Annotated in this window: 16 protein-coding genes and 2 rRNA genes; 7 read left to right on the top strand and 11 right to left on the bottom strand. The window is 34.7% G+C overall.

The genetic code is table 11. From position 1 onward, the window contains the following. Window positions 1–97 precede the first annotated feature (97 nt). From ASM33_RS01460 to gatB, 4 genes are all read right to left on the bottom strand, one after another. A complete protein-coding gene (locus ASM33_RS01460) occupies window positions 98–1738 on the bottom strand; it encodes an ankyrin repeat domain-containing protein (protein WP_162297598.1) in 1641 nt (546 codons plus the stop codon). 4 nt (window positions 1739–1742) lie between these two features. After that, complete coding sequence (locus tag ASM33_RS01455) at window positions 1743–2492, bottom strand: IS5 family transposase (protein WP_110409356.1); 750 nt, start codon at window positions 2490–2492, stop codon at window positions 1743–1745. Window positions 2493–2571: 79 nt separating this feature from the next. Further along, window positions 2572–4572 (bottom strand): NB-ARC domain-containing protein, encoded by a 2001-nt coding sequence (locus tag ASM33_RS01450; protein WP_112477193.1) that lies wholly within the window; start codon window positions 4570–4572, stop codon window positions 2572–2574. 41 nt (window positions 4573–4613) lie between these two features. Then, window positions 4614–6038 (bottom strand): Asp-tRNA(Asn)/Glu-tRNA(Gln) amidotransferase subunit GatB, encoded by a 1425-nt coding sequence (gatB, locus tag ASM33_RS01445; RefSeq protein WP_110409359.1) that lies wholly within the window; start codon window positions 6036–6038, stop codon window positions 4614–4616. Between the two features lie 333 nt (window positions 6039–6371). Between gatB and ASM33_RS01440 the strand changes: the two genes are divergently transcribed. From ASM33_RS01440 to gmk, 3 genes are read left to right on the top strand one after another with little or no spacing between them, the layout of a single operon-like run. Beyond that, entirely contained in the window at window positions 6372–7622 is a 1251-nt protein-coding gene (locus tag ASM33_RS01440) for an ankyrin repeat domain-containing protein (protein WP_110409360.1), read from the top strand. Then, entirely contained in the window at window positions 7619–9553 is a 1935-nt protein-coding gene (locus ASM33_RS01435; RefSeq protein WP_110409361.1) for a pentapeptide repeat-containing protein, read from the top strand. Before ASM33_RS01440 ends, ASM33_RS01435 begins: the two co-directional genes overlap by 4 nt. Beyond that, window positions 9550–10140: a guanylate kinase gene (gmk, locus tag ASM33_RS01430; protein WP_110409362.1), complete on the top strand. Its 591-nt coding sequence runs from the start codon at window positions 9550–9552 to the stop codon at window positions 10138–10140. Before ASM33_RS01435 ends, gmk begins: the two co-directional genes overlap by 4 nt. A 48-nt stretch (window positions 10141–10188) precedes the next feature. On the opposite strand, the gene ASM33_RS01425 is transcribed toward gmk, so the two are convergent. Next, the gene (locus ASM33_RS01425) at window positions 10189–10581 is read right to left on the bottom strand and encodes a TraR/DksA family transcriptional regulator (protein WP_110409363.1); all 393 of its coding nucleotides are present in this window, start codon (window positions 10579–10581) and stop codon (window positions 10189–10191) included. Window positions 10582–10684: 103 nt separating this feature from the next. Between ASM33_RS01425 and ASM33_RS01420 the strand changes: the two genes are divergently transcribed. After that, the gene (locus ASM33_RS01420; protein WP_110409364.1) at window positions 10685–11335 is read left to right on the top strand and encodes a heme exporter protein CcmB; all 651 of its coding nucleotides are present in this window, start codon (window positions 10685–10687) and stop codon (window positions 11333–11335) included. A 49-nt stretch (window positions 11336–11384) separates the two neighbouring features. Here ASM33_RS01420 and rimM read toward each other — a convergent pair whose 3' ends face one another. The 4 genes from rimM to ASM33_RS01400 form a co-directional block, all read right to left on the bottom strand. Then, complete coding sequence (gene rimM / locus ASM33_RS01415) at window positions 11385–11894, bottom strand: ribosome maturation factor RimM (protein WP_110409365.1); 510 nt, start codon at window positions 11892–11894, stop codon at window positions 11385–11387. 65 nt (window positions 11895–11959) lie between these two features. Continuing rightward, window positions 11960–12406 (bottom strand): rRNA maturation RNase YbeY, encoded by a 447-nt coding sequence (ybeY, locus tag ASM33_RS01410; RefSeq protein ID WP_110409366.1) that lies wholly within the window; start codon window positions 12404–12406, stop codon window positions 11960–11962. A gap of 135 nt (window positions 12407–12541) precedes the next feature. Then, window positions 12542–12648 (bottom strand): 5S ribosomal RNA (rrf, locus tag ASM33_RS01405). 69 nt (window positions 12649–12717) lie between these two features. Beyond that, window positions 12718–15485, bottom strand: a 23S ribosomal RNA gene (locus ASM33_RS01400). Window positions 15486–15831: 346 nt separating this feature from the next. Here ASM33_RS01400 and ASM33_RS01395 point away from each other — a divergent pair. From ASM33_RS01395 to ASM33_RS08455, 3 genes are all read left to right on the top strand, one after another. Further along, window positions 15832–16908, top strand: coding sequence for a methyltransferase domain-containing protein (locus ASM33_RS01395; RefSeq protein ID WP_110409367.1), 1077 nt, complete (start codon window positions 15832–15834; stop codon window positions 16906–16908). Window positions 16909–16969: 61 nt separating this feature from the next. Next, the gene (locus ASM33_RS01390) at window positions 16970–18754 is read left to right on the top strand and encodes a ribonucleoside-diphosphate reductase subunit alpha (protein WP_110409368.1); all 1785 of its coding nucleotides are present in this window, start codon (window positions 16970–16972) and stop codon (window positions 18752–18754) included. A gap of 311 nt (window positions 18755–19065) precedes the next feature. Further along, a complete protein-coding gene (locus ASM33_RS08455; RefSeq protein ID WP_162297597.1) occupies window positions 19066–19218 on the top strand; it encodes a hypothetical protein in 153 nt (50 codons plus the stop codon). A gap of 32 nt (window positions 19219–19250) precedes the next feature. On the opposite strand, the gene ASM33_RS01385 is transcribed toward ASM33_RS08455, so the two are convergent. Both ASM33_RS01385 and ASM33_RS01380 read right to left on the bottom strand, forming a co-directional pair. Then, entirely contained in the window at window positions 19251–19886 is a 636-nt protein-coding gene (locus ASM33_RS01385) for a P44/Msp2 family outer membrane protein (RefSeq protein WP_157956354.1), read from the bottom strand. 125 nt (window positions 19887–20011) lie between these two features. Continuing rightward, on the bottom strand, window positions 20012–20470 hold the full coding sequence (locus ASM33_RS01380) for a P44/Msp2 family outer membrane protein (protein WP_157956353.1): 459 nt from the start codon (window positions 20468–20470) through the stop codon (window positions 20012–20014). Window positions 20471–20513 lie beyond the last annotated feature (43 nt).

The following is a 20513-nucleotide window of genomic DNA, read 5'->3' as shown; positions in this document are numbered from 1 at the left end:
AATTATTGTTATTAACTTTTATCGTAAATGATGTCATATATATTGTCAAGACAAATAAAAAACGTGTTTAACGTACCTTTTCAGGATTTAAATGCTTTCAAGTAGACTCGAAAATAGGATTTGCATTGTGAGCTAAAAGTAATTTTACAAGCTCCTTATGATTACTATTAGTGGCATAATATAATGCTGTCTTTCCCTCGTTATTTTTAGCGTTGATATCTGCGTTGTACTTTAACAACACTTTTGCTATATCAACCCTCCATCTTATAGCAGCATAATGCAATGCTGTCATCCCATCTTTATCCTTAGCGTTAACATTAGCACCTTTTTCAACAAGATATTTTGTTATTCCTAGATTTCCATTTCTAGCAGCATAGAACAGCGGAGTCTCATCTTGTTTGTTCTTAATATCAACATTAATACCTTTTTCTACAAAATATTTTACTACTTCTAACCTTTCACTTCTAACAGCAAAGTGTAATAAAGTATTGCCAATTTTAGTCTTAATATTAAAACAAGTATCTTTTTCAAAAAAATACTCTACTACTTTTAAATTTCCACTTCTTGCAGCATAGTGCAACAGAGTTTCATTATATTTGTTCTTAGCATTCACATCAGCACCTTTACTAACCATGTACTCTACCATTTTCAAGCTTCCACGTAAAGCAGCCATATGTAGAGGAGTACCACTGAAAAATGCTCCTTTGTTTTTAGCTTTAACATCAGCACCTTTTTTAACGAGGTATTCTACTATATCTATGTTACCACTCTCAGCAGCAGAGTGTAACGGTGTACTATCACTCTTGTTTTTAGCGTTAATATCAGCACCTTTACTGATAAGATATTTTACCGCACCTAATTTTCCATTATAAGCAGCAACATGCAATGGTGTATCAGCATACTTACTCTTGATATCAATATCAGCATTCTTACTAGTAAGGCACTTAATTATCTCCAACTCTCCATTTTCGGTAGCAATATGTAGAATAGCTCTACCATCTTTGTCCTTAACATTAACATCAGCGCCACTATTGATCAGGTATTTTGCCATTTCTGGTTTTTCACCACATATAGCAAAATGTAAAGGAGTGCCATTAAGAAATGGCTCCACAGCATTAGCATTAATATCAGCACCTTTGTTCACTAGATATTCCACAACATCCAAATTCCCTCTATAAGCAGCTCTATGTAGTGAAGTACCACCATATTTATTTCTAGTGTTAACTCCAGCGCCTTTGTTAATAAGATACTTGACGACGTCTAATTTTCCACTATAAGCAGCTGTGTGTAACGGAGTCCAGACACTTCCCTCAGCGTGAATATTAGCACCTTTACCTACTAAATATTCTACTACATCCAATTCTCCATTTTCAGCAGCAATATGCAACGGTGTTTGACCATGATTATCCTCAACATTAACAGCTTCTGCCAATTTACCTTGGTAATGTTCTTCTATATGTGTTAGTATCCTTCGAATTGCCTCACAATAACCGTTTTCAGCAAGCAAGTGCAAAGGAATACTTTCCTTTATAAAAAACGGTTCCCTGTATATATAAGTTGAATTAAAATAAAAATCATCAATTAACTTATCATATTTACTTGTGTATCCCCACACAGATGCAACATGGATTGTATTACCTTGGGTAACATTACTGCCATTTATTAGTTCAAGAGTTTTCCTTAAAACCCCTTCTTCTCGGCCTTCCTTTTCTAACTTTAATCTAGGCTCTGTGAACAAAATTTTAGAGTAGCCATATAAGTGCACCAACAAAGTTCAAAAAGCCCATAAACACTATAGCAGTCTTGTCGAACCTCGAAAAAATCCGTCGAAAATTTTTGATTTTACCGAAAAAACACTCGATCAAATGCCGCTCTTTATAAACATGTTTATCATAATCTCTTTGCACTTTTCGATTCCTTTTTGGTGGAATGGTGACCTCACATCCCTTGCTTTCAAGGCTGCCAATAAATGCGTTACTGTCATAGCCCTTATCTGCTACTACAATAGAGTTATAGACATTGTCTGTTAACGCTTCAGCCTGTGTAATATCATGTCTTTGACCGGCAGTAAGCGTAAATTTTAACGGATTTCCAAGAGCATCGACAAGTGCATGAATTTTTGTTGTAAAGCCACCTTTACTGCGTCCCAATGCCTCTTGAGCTCCAGAATCCTTCTTGTATCCAGCCGAACAAGCATGCGCTCGAACGATTGTGCCATCTATCATGTGCACCTCTAAATCTGGATCTTGTGTATATTTAAATAGCTTTTCCCAAATTCCCTTTTCGCACCACTTTTTAAACCTCCTGTGTATACTCCTGTAATTACCATATATTTCTCCTAAAAGACGCCACTGGCAACCACTTCGGACCATGTACCAGACTGCTTCCACGAACCTTCTCAGTTGCGTTTCATCTTTGCTGTGTATACCTTTCACACTTTTCAAAAATGCAAAAATTTGTTCCCATTTTGTTTCTTGTATGTAATATTCCATTCGGTAGTTTCTCCTTTTTTATTGCTTAATTGGGTTAAACTACCACTTTCTCCTCCTTTTTTATATCCTTTTTCCCATCTTATTCTTTCACAACGAAATTTTGTTCACAGAGCCTAGTAAGCATCTGCACTAGTTCGTGAATATTCGCTATTCCTGCTTTTAAATTGATTATGTGATACCTGTTAAGTAGCTTAACAGCGTCCCATAGCTTTCTTTCGTTGTCTGCAACTAATTTTACAAAAATCTCTTTTATATAAATATCGTTAGAGGCAAGATAGGCCATTATTTCCAAGATGTTTAATGCCTCAGAACCACATTCCTCTTGTATTATATCTTCAATAGCAATGCTCAATGTTGTTAAAACGGCTTTGGTATAGAGAATTGTATTGTTTTTATCTTTCTCCTCCTCACTATCACATGACAATTGTTTAAGTAATTCTTCTACTTCCTTAAATAATTCCTTCTTTTTTGCTTGTTGATTACATTTCTCTAGGTAATTACTTATTGTGAAGTTTTCATGGCCTATTAATTTTAACTCCCCGTCTTTGTTGCAAATATATGAAACCGCTTGCCCCAAAGCCAATGGAAAATGTTGCAGCTTTCTTGTCAGCTTGTCTATTTCCTCATCTTGCTCATCGTCTTGTATGTCCAAGGCTTTTCTCACAAGCTCAAAAGCTTCCGTTCTTTCAAGTTCATTTAACCATATAACTTTTATCTTTTCCGCTGATTTAGTGACCTTCCATTCTTCATCATAGGAAGTAATTAAAATATAAGGTCTCTTACCATCAGGATACTGTGAATATGAAAAAGGTGACAAAAATTCACTAATGTCCTCATATCTTTTAGCATTATCAAAAATAAATATACATCTTCTCTTTACAAAAAAAGCATATACTTCCTCAACAATTTCTTTTATTTTCTTGTTCTCTTCATACTTATCTTTAATAGAAATTTCCAACCTATTTTGAGCTAGCTCCATGAAAGAATTTTCCATGGTTTTATAGTCACAAGCATTTATCCATATAACATTTTTATCGTAATCTTTTTTGTAATCATGAACATACTTTCTCGCACACTCGGTTTTGCCTACACCTCTAATCCCACCAATAACAATAATCCATGGTTCTTCTTTTGTATTTTTTTGCAGTGCACAATGCAAATCACCTAACTCACGACTTCTCCCATAAAAATTTTTCACTTCGTTTATCACATTAAACTCAACAGATTTTTCTTGGATTTCTTCTTCTATTCTTTCAAGAAGAGCTTGCCATTTCTCACGTGATAAAACCCTCCCCTTTTCTTCATCCATCAAATTCGTGATCTCTACTAAACAACGACTAAGGAAGTTCTTTTTATCGATGTTATTTAGCCCCTTACCCAACTCATCTTTTATGATCTCATAAAGTTCAGCTTTATTAGGCAAATTAACTGTAAACACTAGCTTATTTAGGAATCCTTTTATTTCTTTATCACCTATCTTTTTACCCACCTGAGCACTTATAAAATCCATATTTTCCTGCAGGTATAGGATAATACTACTATCAAGCTTATATCTCGTACTACCACATATGTTCAAAAATTCATTTTTTTTTGTATTTATTTTTCTGACTGAAATTTCCTTTCCTTTGTTTTTTCCACTTAACATTGCTCTAAGTTTTCTCTTTCGACCTTGCATTGGAGAATTTTCAAAATCAATATTTGTAGCAATAATAAAATACCTTGGATCTTTACTTAGAAATTTTTTACCACTCTCGATTTTTAAATGAGCAATAAAATATTTTATTAAGCCAAACTCACTCTTCTTTTTCCGTGTTAATAAGTCACCTATGCTGACCTTTTCACTCCTATTTCGCTTGTGTTTAATTTGTATGAATCTATGTATTATTTTTCCACTTTGTTCGTACCGAAAAACAATATCATCAAAACCTGTAACCGAGTTTATTTCTATACCTGAGTGGAAAGGACATCCACTATCCACTGCACGTTTAAGAAATAGAAGGAAACACAATTTTTGATAGGTAATACCATGGGAAAAGCGTCTTGATCCACAAGTAGAATTACATATCTCTTGATCTAACATGATTTTAAAGTAGACAACAATAAATGGTAAAAATCAACAAACTAGTTACTTAATCTTTCATTTAGGATTGAATTCACTATATCAGGATTGGCTTTTCCCTTTGTGAGTTTCATGACTTCACCAACAAAAAATCCATAAAGCCTTGTTTTACCGCTTTTATACTCCTGAACTTTATCTTGGTGAGTTTCAATGATTTTGTTAATAATTTCAGATATTTGATCCTTATCAGTAATCTGCTTCAGGTCTTGTTCTTCTATAATTGAAGCTGCGGATTTGCCAGTTTCAAACATAATATCAAATATCTGTTTGCCAAGTTTAGCAGAGATTGTTTCATCAACAATAAAATTCAAAAATTCAGATAATGCATTTGCTTTGATTGGAGAGTCAGTAATATTAATTCCAGCTTTGTTCAAACGACCAAAAAGTTCAACAGTGAGCCATGTTACCACGATTTTTGAATCGTGTGTCTTTATTAACTCTTCAAAATAATCAGCAATTGCTTTATCAGAGGTAATGACATCTGCATCGTATTCATTGACGCTGAGCTTTTCAATATATCGTTGCTTTTTCTGCTCTGGCAATTCAGGTAAAGATGATTTAATCAAATCAATCTTTTCTTGACTGACCTCAACAGGCAACAGATCAGGTTCAGGAAAGTATCTATAGTCACTTGCATCTTCTTTATTTCGCATCACCTTTGTTTTTCCTAAAGCAACGTCGAACAATAAGGTATCTTGACTTATTTCTCCTCCATTTTCTAAAATTTCAATTTGTCTTTGTATTTCATAATCTATGGCTTGTACAACATAACGTATTGAATTTAAATTTTTTATCTCACAACGAGTTCCAAATGCGTCACTGCCTTTTGGACGAATAGATACATTTGCATCACAGCGAAGTGACCCTTTTTCCATATCACCGTCACACGAGCCAATATAGCGTAAAATCTGCCTCAATTTTTTCATAAATTCTGCAGCTTCCTCAGATGATCTAAGGTCTGGCTCGGAAACAATTTCCATTAATGCAACACCTGCACGATTCAGATCCACATACGTTTTACTCTCATCGTGAATACTCTTTCCCGCATCTTGTTCTAAGTGAATTCTAGCAATTCTTATCTCTTTTTTATCATCTCCAATAAACATTCTACCATTTTTAACTATTGGCTCAAAAAACTGTGTTATCTGATAACCTTGTGGTAAATCAGGATAAAAATAATTTTTCCGATCAAAATAAGAATTCTTGTTAATTTCTCCAGATATTGCAAGACCAGTGCGTATTGCTTGTTCTACGCAGTAGTAATTTAGTATTGGTAGCGTCCCTGGCATTGCTACATCTACTAAAGAAACTTGAGTGTTATGTTCAGCACCAAATTCAGTTGACGAGCTAGAAAATAGCTTTGTCTTAGAAGAAACTTGAGCATGCACCTCAAGTCCAATTACTGCTTCCCAATCCACTTTTACCATGCATTTGATTTAAATATAATCTTATATTCTGCAAAAATTAACACAAAAGTCAAAACAAAACCCTGAGTTAACATTATTAACGATAACAAAATTCGAAAAAATAAGGCCAGAATTGACAAAAGTCGAGAAACAGAAGAAATGCCATGAAAGAAAGTTGCATGTACCAATGCTTGAAAACAAGATTTTATGTACATAGCTAAATGGTAGGAAGTTTCGAAAGGAATTTATTGATTTTTTAATAAATTATAAATAGAATACCAAGACATTTTTTACTATAGATTAATTGTTTGGTTATAGTATCATCTTAGTTAAGCCTATGCTTGGGGAATATTTATGAAGAATATTTTATATTTTGTATCGCTGTTTGCATTATTTGGATCATTTAATCTATTTGCAGCAAACCAATTTGAAGATGAGTGGAATGAGAGAGTTGATACAGATGAATTAGTTGATTCTGCACATGAAAACGATAATGTTGATGTAAAGGAAAATTTAAAGCAAGATTTACCAAATAGCGTAAATCAAGAAGATGAATTGAAATCTTGGAGAAATAACTATCCCGATCTCGATGAATTAAATACCAAACACCAAACACAAGAACCAGATGAAAAGAAAGTAGATAGTATTTTAAGTAAAGAAGAACTGAATAATAAAAGCCAGGTTCCTACAATTGGAAGTTCTATAAATGAAGATAGGAAAGTTGATGAAGATTTTGGCAATAAATTGCAAGAAGATGAAGCTCTTCAAGATTTACCAAATGTGATCAAGAAGGAAAATTTGGATTTGCCTTTTATTGCTGACGCGAATGCAAATACATCTGAGTCACTTCCGCAGAAAGGCTTACAGACTGGTCAAAAGAGCGCTACAAAAGATAATGAGCCTTCAGAAGATGACGTAACACAACTATTAAAGAAAAAAAAGGAAGAAGACGCTAAAGAAAAAAAAGTAAGCATTGATTTCAAGGATCGTAATAGGAAAAATCGAGCAAAACCTATAGCTGAAAGAGATGAAGATGGCGAACAAAATGAAAAGAAAAATTTACAAAAATGGACAAAATTAAACAAAGATCCAACAAAAGAATGGAATCATAAAAATGCGCAGAGCAAGTCAATATATAAGCGACAGTATGACAGCCTTAACGAGCATCTTCCACCAACGATATTCATTGATGATTACAGTAAGCAGCTTTTCTACTGTATAAAAAAGAATGACTTGTCTTGCCTCAGAGGAATAATCAGTAAATTAGAACGAATTGGATTAACTACTCAAGAAATACTAAGATTTAAAAATAAATTTGGTGACACCCCTCTAATTTATGCAGTCAAAAAAAGTGAAATAGATATAGTACGTTTTCTTTTGTTACAAGGTGCAGACCCTAGAGTGGTTAATAACAAATTTCAATCCCCTATTGATATAGCAATCGAAAGAAAGCAGATCGATATAATAAATGCGATTGCTGAAATGACTTCACGTCTTTTAGAACATAGAAAGATAAATAACAAAGAAAGCTCAGAAATGTATGATTGGGCTAGAGAAACAAAAGAAAGCAATAAGTCTCAGTGTGATGAAAATCAAACAAAATGATTAGATTTTTAATATTAATTTTAGCTTGTCACTTATGTTACGGCAATGAAGTAGGTAATAGACTTCTTTCGAAACTCGCTTTTGAGAGGCAAGTGTTAGGAGCACACGGAGCGGAAAACCGGAGTGTATTAGAGATACATGAGGATTTGAGCACCGGAGCGACAACGCAATTGCCCACAGAAGTAGCGTTTCAAAAGAAGTCTAATGAAAAAAACTTGATTGGTGACTTTTTGAACACCTTGCATGACATAAAATATGTATCTTACAATAAAAAAGATTTTGCTAAATTTTTGGTAAAGTGCCACGAAGCAAGAGTCCCAGAAGATTTTAAGAAAGGTTTTGGCTCTAACTTAAATGGAGCTAATTTTAGTCAATTGTACCTAAATGGATCTATTTTTAATGGAGTGAGCTTAATCGGTGCTGATTTTTCTAACACCGATCTATCTAACGTGTCTTTCATTGATGCTGACTTACGTGGTGCTAATTTCTCCAATGCTAATTTACACGGTATTAAAATAAAAAATACAAATTTAAGTTTTGCAAAATTTGTATCTGCAAATTTAACAGATATGATATTCAATAATTCTGATATAAGTTATGCTGAATTTGTCAATTCTGATTTGAAAAAAGTGAGCATGTATAATATCACTGGCTTGCATACTAATTTTTCGAATGTGAAAATAAGCTTTTCCAACTTATCAAATTCAGATATTAGCTATGTAAATTTTAATGATAGTGAAATAAATGATATTGTTGTGCAGAAAAGCAATCTTGATAATGCAAATTTCTTTGGGGTGGATTCATATAAGTTAAAAGTACAATTTTCTTCGTTAAAAAATGCTAACATATATGGTGCAGAGATAAAAGAATCAGATTTCACAGGTAGCGATATTTCCAGTGCCTGCTTTAATTCTTCTACTATAGTTGCTAGTAATTTTAATAGAGCTAATTTAAGCAATGCACAATTTTCCTATGTGAATGGCGATTATTCAAGCTTTGTTAAAGCTACGCTAAATGGCTCCAAGATAAAGCATACAAATGCTTACGCGGTAAACCTTCAGGACGCTGATTTATCTAATATTGATTTTAGCTTTAGTGAATTAAATGAAGTTGATGTTTCTGATGCTGATATTTGTCGCGGAAAATTTTATAATACTAAAGTTGCAACTTCTAACATGCATGGTTCGTTTTTTGACCATTCACTATTTATTTCAGCAAAGATAGAAGGTGCAGACCTTTCTGAAGCTTCGATGTACAAGGTCAAAATCCAAGATTCTCAAATTTACAACAGTAACCTCTCTCGTCATAATATTGATTCAAGCGAGATAGAAAGCTCAACGTTCTTTAACTTAACAGCCGATAATTCAAGTTGGTCTAATGTAAAAGTAACTAATTCAAATTTCATTGAAAGCAATTTTATATCTTCCTTCTTGCATGATAATACTTTCAAGAAAACTAGCTTTTTTCTCAGCAATTTGAATAATTCAATGATTAGTGATGTATCTTTTCTCTCTTCAAGCATATACAAAAGTTCAGTGCTTAGTGTTCATTTCACAGATTGTGAATTTGATAATTCAATTGTGATTGACAACAAGGGGCAGAAAAAACTCACAGATTTAGAAAACGCTATAACTTCGATTGAAGATCTACAGGAAAAAATATCACAAGGTAAGAAATTTGATGTAAATTATTCTTATTTCAAATTTGAGGATATGGATTTAGAAAATGCTGATTTTTCTAATTCAATACTGAGTAGAGCAAAGTTTGTAAATGTGAATCTGAATAAAGCGAATCTTGAAAAGACAGATTTGCGTTATGCTATCTTTGATAATTCTTCTCTTATTGAAACAAATTTATCAGATTCTAACTTAGAATATGCTAGTTTTTTTAAATCTGATCTAAAAAATGCTATATTAAAAAAAGAAAAATGACTCTAAACAGTGAGGGCGTATTACTGGTTCTATCATCTCCATCTGGAGCTGGAAAAACTACGATATCAGAAAAATTACTTAAGCGATCAACTAATCTAGTGAGGTCTGTTTCCATGACAACACGCAAACCTCGCTCTGGTGAAATGAATGGAAGAGACTATTTTTTTGTAACTGAAGAAAGGTTTCATGAGTTATGTGAAGCTGGCAGGATGCTTGAGTATGCTAAAGTTTTTGAGAATTTTTATGGCATACCGAGAGATTTTATAGAGCAAAACTTGAATAACGGGATAAGTGTTCTGCTAAGCATAGATTGGCAAGGAGCATTTCATTTATTTAAAATCATAAGAGAAAGAGTTGTAAGCGTGTTCATACTACCACCTTCAATGGAGGAGCTAAGATTGCGTTTGCAAAAGCGTAATAGTGATAGTGAAAGCGAAATAGAGCGCAGATTAGCCGAAGCTCAAAAAGAGATAAGCAAAAGTGATCAATATGATTATGTGATAGTAAATGATGATATTGATCAAAGCGTGGAAGAGGTAATGTCTATACTAAATAGAGAGAGGCTTAAAAAATCAAGGGAAAAATGAAGTTTTTAAACTTTATAAAAATATTAGCCTAGATGCTTAATATGGATATCAATCATCAATATTATACACGTTCTTTTCCTTTTCGATCCTTTCCTGCTCCTCAATGCAATATATAGCAAGAGGATTGGCCTTCAGTCTTTCAACTCCTATCTCCTCCCCTGTACCGTCACAATAGCCATAAGTACCTAATTTTATTTTTTCTAATGCTTCTTTAATTTTCTCTTTCCTATCTTTTCGTCGCTTGATCAACTTTTCATTTCCACTATCTTCATCAGAATAGTATATACCAATACTATTATCTTCTAGCTCTTGTTTTTCTAGCTCATCAAGCATTGATTGTAACTTTAAGCTAAAATATTCCAAATGTCTTAAGCCCATATATTCTTCATCCTCTGAAGGAGCGTAATCTTTTGGTAATTTGATTTCTGGTAACTTTTCCATAATTACATTATCAATTAAACAATAAAACCCATATAATCAAACAAAAAATTATACTACCTCAAAGTAAACACTATAATTTATAATAAACATTTAAAATCCTAGTATGATTAACTCAGTAAGAAAATTAATAGTAGACAAGAAGAATTTCACCTATACAGTGTGTCTTTTTATCATAATGCTAAGTTTATCCTCATTTTCAATTGAAAACAACAATAATAAACAAGAAGTCATGTTAACGTTAACGTGGATATGTGCTGCATTTGTTTTGCAAATCTCCACAAGCAATTTATTTTCATCTGATTACCATGATGGAATATTAGAGCAAATTTTCATACAGCCATTTTCTTCTAAACTTATAATTACTTATAAAATCTTCGCCCATTGGTTATTATTTGGATTACCAATTTCAATGATTTCCTTCATATTCAGCTTCATAGTGCTGGATAATAATGTTGAATATTCAACAGCAGTGGGACTATCCTTGTTGTTTAACACACTAATAATAATTAATATTTCAGCTACTGGAAATGCATTAGTAATTGGCAGAAACAATTTAGCCTCAGGAATATCACAAATTCTTGTGTTACCAATGATAATGCCAACTTTTGTATATTTTAAACTACTAACTCAATTTGAAGCGTTATCATTAAATATTAATATACTACTGATCACTGTTTTGATTTTTCTCACTCTGATAGCCAATAGTTCTATAGCTACCCATATGGCATTAAAGTTTGCCGTGGAGCAAGATTAAATATGTCTTATTCGGTAAATATAGAGGTATACAAAATTTTGAAAGAAGTTTAATCATCAATAAACTCAGGCATATTGAGCACTATATATCTTTCCTTAACATTTATATGTGGAAATATTTCTTTAGTAAAAGATAGCATAATGTTTTTTTTTGTGCTGATAACTAAAATTTCTAATATGTCTCCTGAACCGAAATTATATATAGATTTTACATAGCCATATAACTCGCTATTTTCTAGTCTGACTTCCATATCTATAAGATCTTCTTGATAAAATTCATCGTCATCACTCAGCTTTGGTAGCTTAGCTCGCTCTATATATAGCTTTTTACTTCTTAAAAGCTCTGCTTCATTACGAGAATGCACACCTCTGATTGTAGCTATTACTAAATTATCACCTACAACAGACACTGAATTTATTTTATAGCTCTCTTCACCATTTGTCAGCTCACCATATAAGGAAATATTTTCTGGCTTTTCAGTAAAAGTTTTGATTTTAACGGCCCCTTTAATTCCGTGAGGAGAAGTAATAACTCCCAAACATACTAAATCATCATCCATATCCATATTAAAATAATAACAAGAGTTGTTTTTTTTGTCTATAAATTACAGAATTTTGGAAAGCCTCACGTAGATAAATAACCAAGCGAAACTAAAATTTTATTTTCTAGGTTTTTCATTATTGCTTCCTCATCTTCATTTTGATGATCATAGCCTAGTAAATGCAGTAATCCATGTATCAGCATATGTGCAATGTGGGCAAGGATCGGTATAGAGTACTCATGCGATTCTCTCTCTATTGTATCTATCGAAAGCGCTATATCGCCTAAATCGCTCTTATCAGATAATTGCTCACATGGAAACGACAGCACGTTTGTAGGCTTGTCTATTTTTCTGAATTTTAGATTAAGTTGATGTAATAAATTATCGCCCGCCAAAGCTATTGATATTCTTGGTTTATATTGGTCTATTTTCAATTCTATTAAAGATAAACTTATAATATTTAATACAAAATCCTCTGAATTTTCAACAACATTACACCATCTTTTATCAAGAACATTTACTTCTAACACAACTAATAGTTTATATAACTAATACAATAACTTAAATCCAAATATCAAGATAAATAAAGGAAGATTTATGGAATCACGCAAGGTAGTCAAGAGATTATAGCAAAGCTATCTGGTAAGTAAAAAAGACTTTTATAAACTTGGCAGCGACCTACTCTCCCTTTTCAAGTACCATCAGCGCTAAAAAGTTTCACTTCCGAGTTCGAGATGAGATCGGGTGTTTCATTCTTGCTATAGCCACCAAGTCAATAAAAGTCTCTTAAATTCAATATTTTTTTATTTAATATTTAACACTGCATATACACATACAGAAAGCAAATAAATCGATCAGGCTATTAGTACTAGTTAGCTTCACATGTTACCATGCTTCCACACCTAGCCTATCAACGTGGTAGTCTCCCACGGCCTTAATTGGGAAATCTTTTTGAAGAGGGTTTCTTGCTTATATGCTTTCAGCAATTATCCCATCTATACATAGCTACCCAGCGATGCTATTGGCATAACAGCTGGTACACCAGAGGTATATCCATCTCGGTCCTCTCGTACTAGAGTCAGATCTTCTCAAATTTCCTTCACCCACGGCAGATAGAAACCGAACTGTCTCACGACGTTCTAAACCCAACTCACGTATCACTTTAATCGGCGAACAGCCGAACCCTTGGGACCTTCTTCAGCCCCAGGATGTGATGAGTCGACATCGAGGTGCCAAACGGTGTCGTCGATATGAACTCTCGAACACCATCAGCCTGTTATCCCCGGCGTACCTTTTATCCGTTGAGCGATGACCCTTCCATACAGAATCACCGGATCACTATGACCGACTTTCGTCTCTGCTTGGCTTGTCAGCCTCGCAGTCAGGCAAGCTTATGCCATTATACTATCAAGCTGATTTCCGACCAGCTCTAGCTTACCTTCGCACGCCTCCGTTACTTTTTAGGAGGCGACCGCCCCAGTCAAACTACCCACCATACAATGTCCTAGTTCCAGATAATGAAACATAGTTAGGTATCAAAAGCGTAAAGGGTGGTATTTCAAGGGTGACTCCATTATAGCTAGCGCCATAACTTCAAAGTCTCCCACCTATCCTACACATTAGGCTCTTAATAGCAATGTAAAGCTATAGTAAAGGTGCACGGGGTCTCTTCGTCTAACCGCGGGTACCCCGCATCTGCACGGGGAATTCAATTTCGCTGAATTGATGTTGGAGACAGTGGAGAAATCGTTACGCCATTCGTGCGGGTCGGAACTTACCCGACAAGGAATTTCGCTACCTTAGGACCGTCAGTGTTACGGCCGCCGTTTACTGGGGCTTCGATTCGGAGCTTGCACCCTTCTTGTTAACCTTCCAGCACCGGGCAGGCGTCAGACCCTATACTTCCACTTACGTGTTTGCAGAGTCCTGTGTTTTTAGTAAACAGTCGCTACTCCCTATTTTGTGCCACCTGCCAGTAGTTGCCTAAAGACAGGTTACCCTTCTTCCGAAGTTACAGGTATAATTTGCCGAGTTCCTTCAACATCATTCTTTCAACACCTTAGTATACTCTACTCATCCACCAGTGTCGGTTTACGGTACGGCCTCATAAATATAAGTGCTATTTCCTGGGACTCCTTTTAAGCATAAACCAATCCAATAAGGCCTATACAAATACAAAATCCGTCACACTTACGAGGTTCAGGAATATTAACCTGATTGCCATCGACTACTCCTTTACGGACTCGCCTTAGGAACCGACTAACCCTACGCAGATTAACTTAACGTAGGAACCCTTAGATTTTCGGTGAGAGTGTTTTTCACACTCTTTTACGCTACTTATGTCAGCATTCTCACTTCCGATACCTCCAGCAGTTTTCACAAACCACCTTCACAGGCTTACGGAACGCTCCGCTACCGCGCCTATCGATCGAAATCAATAAGCACTCACATCTTCGGTATACAGCTTTAGCCCCGGTACATTTTCAGCGCAGAAAAACTTATTTAGACAAGTGAGCTGTTACGCTTTCTTTAAAGGATGGCTGCTTCCAAGCCAACCTCCTAGCTGTAATGGTTTTTCTACTTCCTTCCCCACTTAGCTGTAATTTTGGGACCTTAGATAGTGATCTGGGTTGTTTCCCTTTTCACCACGGACTTAGCACCCGTAGTGTGCCTGCTGTATAATTAATTATCGGTATTCGGAGTTTAGTTAGATTTGGTAAGACGGTGAATCCCCCTAGTCTATCCAGTGCTCTACCCCCGATAACATACATACAACGCTCTACCTAAATAGATTTCGCGGAGAACCAGCTATTTCCAAGTTTGATTGGCCTTTCACCCCTAATCACAACTCATCCAATAATGTTGCAACATTAACTGGTTCGATCCTCCAGTGTGTTTTACCACACCTTCAATCTGGTCATGACTAGATCACTTGGTTTCGGGTCTAATCCATAAAACTAAAACGCCCTATTCAGACTTGCTTTCGCTATGCCTACACCTAACGGCTTAAGCTTGCTTCATAGATTAACTCGCTGACCCATTATGCAAAAGGTACGCTGTCACTCAAATATCAATAAATTGATATGAGCTCCAACTGTTTGTAAGCACTCGATTTCAGATTCTCTTTCACTCCCCTCCCGGGGTTCTTTTCACCTTTCCCTCACGGTACTCGTTCACTATCGGTCGTTAAGGAGTATTTAGGCTTGGAGGATGGTCCCCCCATATTCAAACAGGATTTCACGTGTCCCGCCCTACTCAAGGATTTAAAAACTTTCTACTTATACAGGACTATCACCTTCTATGGTTACTACTTCCAGAGTATTCTAATTCTTATTCTTAAATCACTGGCCTTTTCCGCTTTCGCTCGTCACTACTAACAGAATCTCGGTTGATTTCTTTTCCTTTGGCTACTTAGATATTTCAGTTCACCAAGTTTGCTTTACATATTTATTCAATATGTAATAACTAGCTAAACTAGTTGGGTTTCCCCATTCGGAAATCTGCGGATCAAAATTTGTTGACAATTCCCCGCAGCTTATCGCAGCCTGCCACGTCCTTCATCGCCTCTTAACGCCAAGGCATCCATCAAGTGCTCTTAATAATTTATTTACTGACTATATGCAGAATATGCAGAGTTAAATATTATTAAAATTGAATTGAGATTAAAATTAATCTCTACCATAAAACTTGTCAAACATCTAAAAATTAAACTAACTTTCTATATCTTATAACCCAACAAATAATATGTCAACGCTTTTTTATACACAAAACATTTACTTACACTTCGAACAACAATATACTAATAATCCTTAAGTAGCTAAAATCTATAATTTAGATATTTATGCAATAAATTATGTACAATGAAGATTAATGAAAAAGATATTTTGTAGTATAAAATGTTTTAAAAATCAATTTTTCCTAAAGATGATATGAACATTCGTGGTATTTTTAAGGTATGAAAAGTAGTTTATCCTTTATAAAAAATGTTGTTTTAAGTGTTATATGTAAATTCATTAGTGTGTTTAATATCAAAAAAGTAACGCACTTTACTGTGAATAAATATAACGCTCTTCACAAAGAAACGACAGCGCTCCTTGAAAAATCTAAAAATCTACTAAATACTAATATTGAAATTGGTTTATATCACTTTTATAAAGGAAACATATCAGACGCAAAGTTAAGATTTTGGTTAATCAGCATATTTCACTCCAATTTACCTATAGTTTGGTACAATATTGGTAGATGCCATTTTGCAGTAGGAAATACAAATAAAGCTTATACCTATTTAACAAAGACACTAAAATTAGATAACAATCACCAAGAAGCGTCTTATTATATAAAAAAAATGATAAACCCAACACCCATTACAGAATTACCTAAAAATCTAATAAAACAATATTTTGATTACACAGGTGAATATTTTGTAGAGCATTGGTTGATTGCTAAACAATATAGAGGTCATGAACTTGTGCATATGATTATCACAAAAATTTTTAATGACTCCACTTCTAAACTTACCATACTTGATCTTGGCTGTGGAACTGGAATATGCGGTCACTTTTTAAAAATACATAATACTGGAAATCACATAACAGGAATTGACATTTCAAGTAGAATGCTCAACATTGCAAGGGGGTGCTTTATAAAAGGTAAACCTGTTTATAATGAATTAATACATATGGAAATAACAGAATTTTTAAAACAAGAGAAAAGTCGCGAGTATGATGTTATTATCCTTGCTGAAGTGCTACATTATCTACATGATTTTCAGTCAGAATTGGAATTAGCAAAAAGATTTATGAGTAAAAAAGGAGTTATCGTATGTTTAATAAGAAGAAAGGAAGGCGAAGGTGTTGACTTTGTAAACAAAGGGGATTATTTTCGACACTCAGAAAGTTATGTTCAACATGTTGCAAAAGAAATAAGTATGCAAATAAGTTATATGAGTTACTGTAAAATATATGGAAGTCAGGTTGACGGTATCTTGTTTGCATTACAGCATCCACAAAAAAATTTGAAAAACCTAACTTAAAAATTGCTACAAGCGATCTTTAAGTATCTATATATCATAAAAAGATAATAAGAGGAATATTATGAATAACATTACTATTAATTATGAAAAGGACAGCAAATTAACCGACTTTGGAAAAGCAGTTCTGTCGGACAGATATTTAATAGAAAATGAAAGTTATCAAGACCTCTTCATACGTATTGCAAATTATTACTCTGATGATAAAGAGCATGCACAACGTCTTTATGATTACATGAGCAACTTATGGTTCATGCCTTCAACACCAATACTCAGTAATGGTGGCACTAAAAGAGGACTGCCCATCTCTTGCTTTCTTAATGAAACCGAGGACAGCTTGCAGGGAATAGTTGATTTATGGAATGAAAATGTTTGGCTCGCTGCACGTGGTGGCGGAATAGGCAGTTATTGGGGGAACTTGCGTTCAATAGGAGAAAGTGTAAAAGGTAGTGGTAAAACATCAGGAATTGTTCCGTTTATCGTAGTACAAAATGCTTTAACACTCGCAATTAGCCAGGGGTCATTGAGGCGAGGAAGTTCTGCAGTCTACCTTCCAATATGGCACCCAGAGATAGAAGAATTTCTTGACTTACGCAAGCCAACAGGTGGAGACCCAAACCGCAAAGCGCTAAATATACATCACGCTGTAATGGTAACTGATAAATTCATGCAAGCTGTTGAGAATGATCAAGAATGGGATTTAATTAGCCCTCACAACAATAAAGTTATATCAACTGTAAAAGCACGCGATATGTGGATTAAAATATTAACAGCAAGAATTGAGACTGGGGAACCATATATCATTTTCCTTGATGCAACAAATAATAATAAGCCAGAGTCTTACAAAAAGCTCAATTTAGACATTAAAATGTCAAATCTCTGTAGCGAGATAACTTTAACTACAGGTTATGATCACCTGAACAATTCACGCACCGCTGTGTGTTGCCTATCATCCGTAAACCTTGAGTACTATGAAGAATGGAAAGATAACAAGCTCTTCATAGAAGACATAATGCGTTTTCTTGACAATGTATTAGAGGACTTCATAAACAAAGCGCCTGACGAGATGAAGCGGGCAAAATACTCAGCAATGAGAGAACGCAGTATTGGCCTTGGTGTTATGGGCTTTCATTCATTTTTACAAAGCAAAATGGTTCCTTTTGAATCAGTAGCAGCACAACAATGGAACAAAAAAATATTCAAATATTTACGTGAACAAGCAGATATAGTTTCTAAAAAGTTAGCAGAAGAAAAGGGATCATGCCTCGATGCTCAGGAAATCAACTTACTTGAGAGATTTACACATAAGCTCGCTATCGCTCCAACTGCCTCAATCTCTATTATTGCAGGCAATACTTCTCCTGGCATAGAACCATACGCAGCAAACGTATTTATACAAAAAACACTAACAGGCTCATTTGTAGTGCGTAATAAATTTTTGCAAAAACTGTTAGCAGAAAAAAATCAAGATAATGATAAAATATGGTCTTCAATTTCAACAAACGAAGGCTCTGTACAACATTTGGATTTCCTTAGTGAACATGAAAAACTAGCCTTTAAAACAGCATATGAACTTGATCAAAGATGGATTATAGAACATGCAAGTGATAGAACACCATATGTTTGTCAGTCCCAATCAGTGAATTTATTCTTGGCTGCGAACGTACATAAACGTTACTTACACAAAATACATATGCTTGCCTGGAGAAAAGGGCTCAAGAGCCTATATTACTGCAGGTCACAATCAATGCAGAGAGCTGATAAGGTTTCGCATGACATATTTAAAAAAAGTGAAATATTGCAGCAAAAAACAGATATTAATTATGATGAATGCATATCATGCCAATAAATTGTACATGCCTTACTGTCACCCAATCTCCACTCTTCTTCTTGCCATCCCAGCTCAACCCTCTATGTCATCCGAATGCACCATTGCCTGTCATCACAGTGTACACTTGTTTGTCATGCCAGTGTCACGCGCACAACTGTACGAACATCCCGTAAAGCAATAAGACGTGTATTAAATATCAACTACTGATGCCATACGAATAGCCCTCCTCCTGTCATCCCAGTGCGTGACACTGGGATCCATCTTGCAGTACAATTCCATTAACATACTGTATCTTAGTATAAAAACTTTTATCCTTTCCGTTATCCATTATGCTCACTTGCAAGCAAGTTCGCTGGATTCCAGTGTCACGCACTGGAATGACACCATTTCTCTTGCACTTTTGTCTTAAAGTTGCAATGTTCTTACAGTTCTGTGTCACGCGCTGGAATGACACCGTGGGTCGGCTGTTGGTTTCTCATTAAATAGTTATGCAAGAGGTCTAACGTTAAGAGTATTAGAAGTTATAGCTTATTCCGATTTCTATGTTACTTCTTCTATTATATGAAAATGTATCAACAACATTAATTGCCAAGTCACGGTTTATTGTGATAATCCTGATTTTGCTATAACCAAAAAAAGCATTTACTTTTGGTGTAAAGCTGTAGCTGAAACCGAATTTTCCTTGTTGAGCAGCGGTAATACCTAATTTATCTGTGATGTCAAATGTACTTTCAGATTCCATCATTCCAAACCCTGCGCCGATACCAACATAAAGAGAAAGTGGTGTATCTGAAATATTATAATTGTACAGAGCATTTATCACACCTATACGAGTAGATAATCTAATTTTTTTTATACTTCCTCCTTTTATATTTTCTTTCATTATTCTGAAAAAAACTAGCCCGCATTCAAGTTTCACATTGCCTATAGAATAGCCTATAGCAGCACTACCAGCGAAACTGAAATCTAGATTTTCGCCTTCACTTCCTTGCGTACCAGCAAATATATCGGTGATAACGTTACTTAAAGTTGTTGCACGATTATCAACTACTATGTCGTAATGTATTGCAGCATGGAAGTTGCTTTTTTCACTTGTTGTATGGCTTACACTTAAATCTGAACACTTACCTGTACAAGTTTCTGTCGACATAAAAATAAGTAATACAATAATAAAGCGCTTGTATGTGGAAAATATATCTGTAGCTTTTTGTAAAGTATACAATATCGGTTTTTTAATGTAGTACTTAACCATAAAAATTACCATGCTTATTACGCTTAAAAAGCGTAACTAAATCCTACTCCTATGTTATTTCTGAAAATTTCTCCTGGAGCAGCAAATCCATAAAAAAGACGGTATCCTACAGAAACTCCTATTTGTGGTGTGAAATTATAACTGATGCCTAGCTTTCCTTGGTAAGATAGAATTGGAAGTGGGAAAGGAATGCCATACATCATAGTGGTGGTGTCTTCTGATAATCTAATTCCAAATCCTATACCAACACCAGCATATGGAGCAAAAGAAGTATTTTGGTTATAGTGATCATAATAAAGATTTATCATTCCTGTGTAGACACTAATGTCTTCTCTATTCTTAATGTCTCCCTTAACTCTAGAATTGATCAATTCAAATTCCACTCTAGCATCCTCGCTATAATAACCCATAGCTAATCCACCAAAAAAAAAGAAATCTTCTATATTCCTTTCTACATTTTCCACTTCCTGTGCTGATTTCATTTTTCTTATATCGACAGACAATATTTTATCATAAAAAACACCC

The organism is Wolbachia endosymbiont of Folsomia candida (genome assembly GCF_001931755.2).
Lineage (GTDB): Bacteria > Pseudomonadota > Alphaproteobacteria > Rickettsiales > Anaplasmataceae > Wolbachia.
The sequence above is the reverse complement of the archived record's forward strand: the minus strand, read 5'-3'. Positions and strand labels throughout refer to the sequence as shown.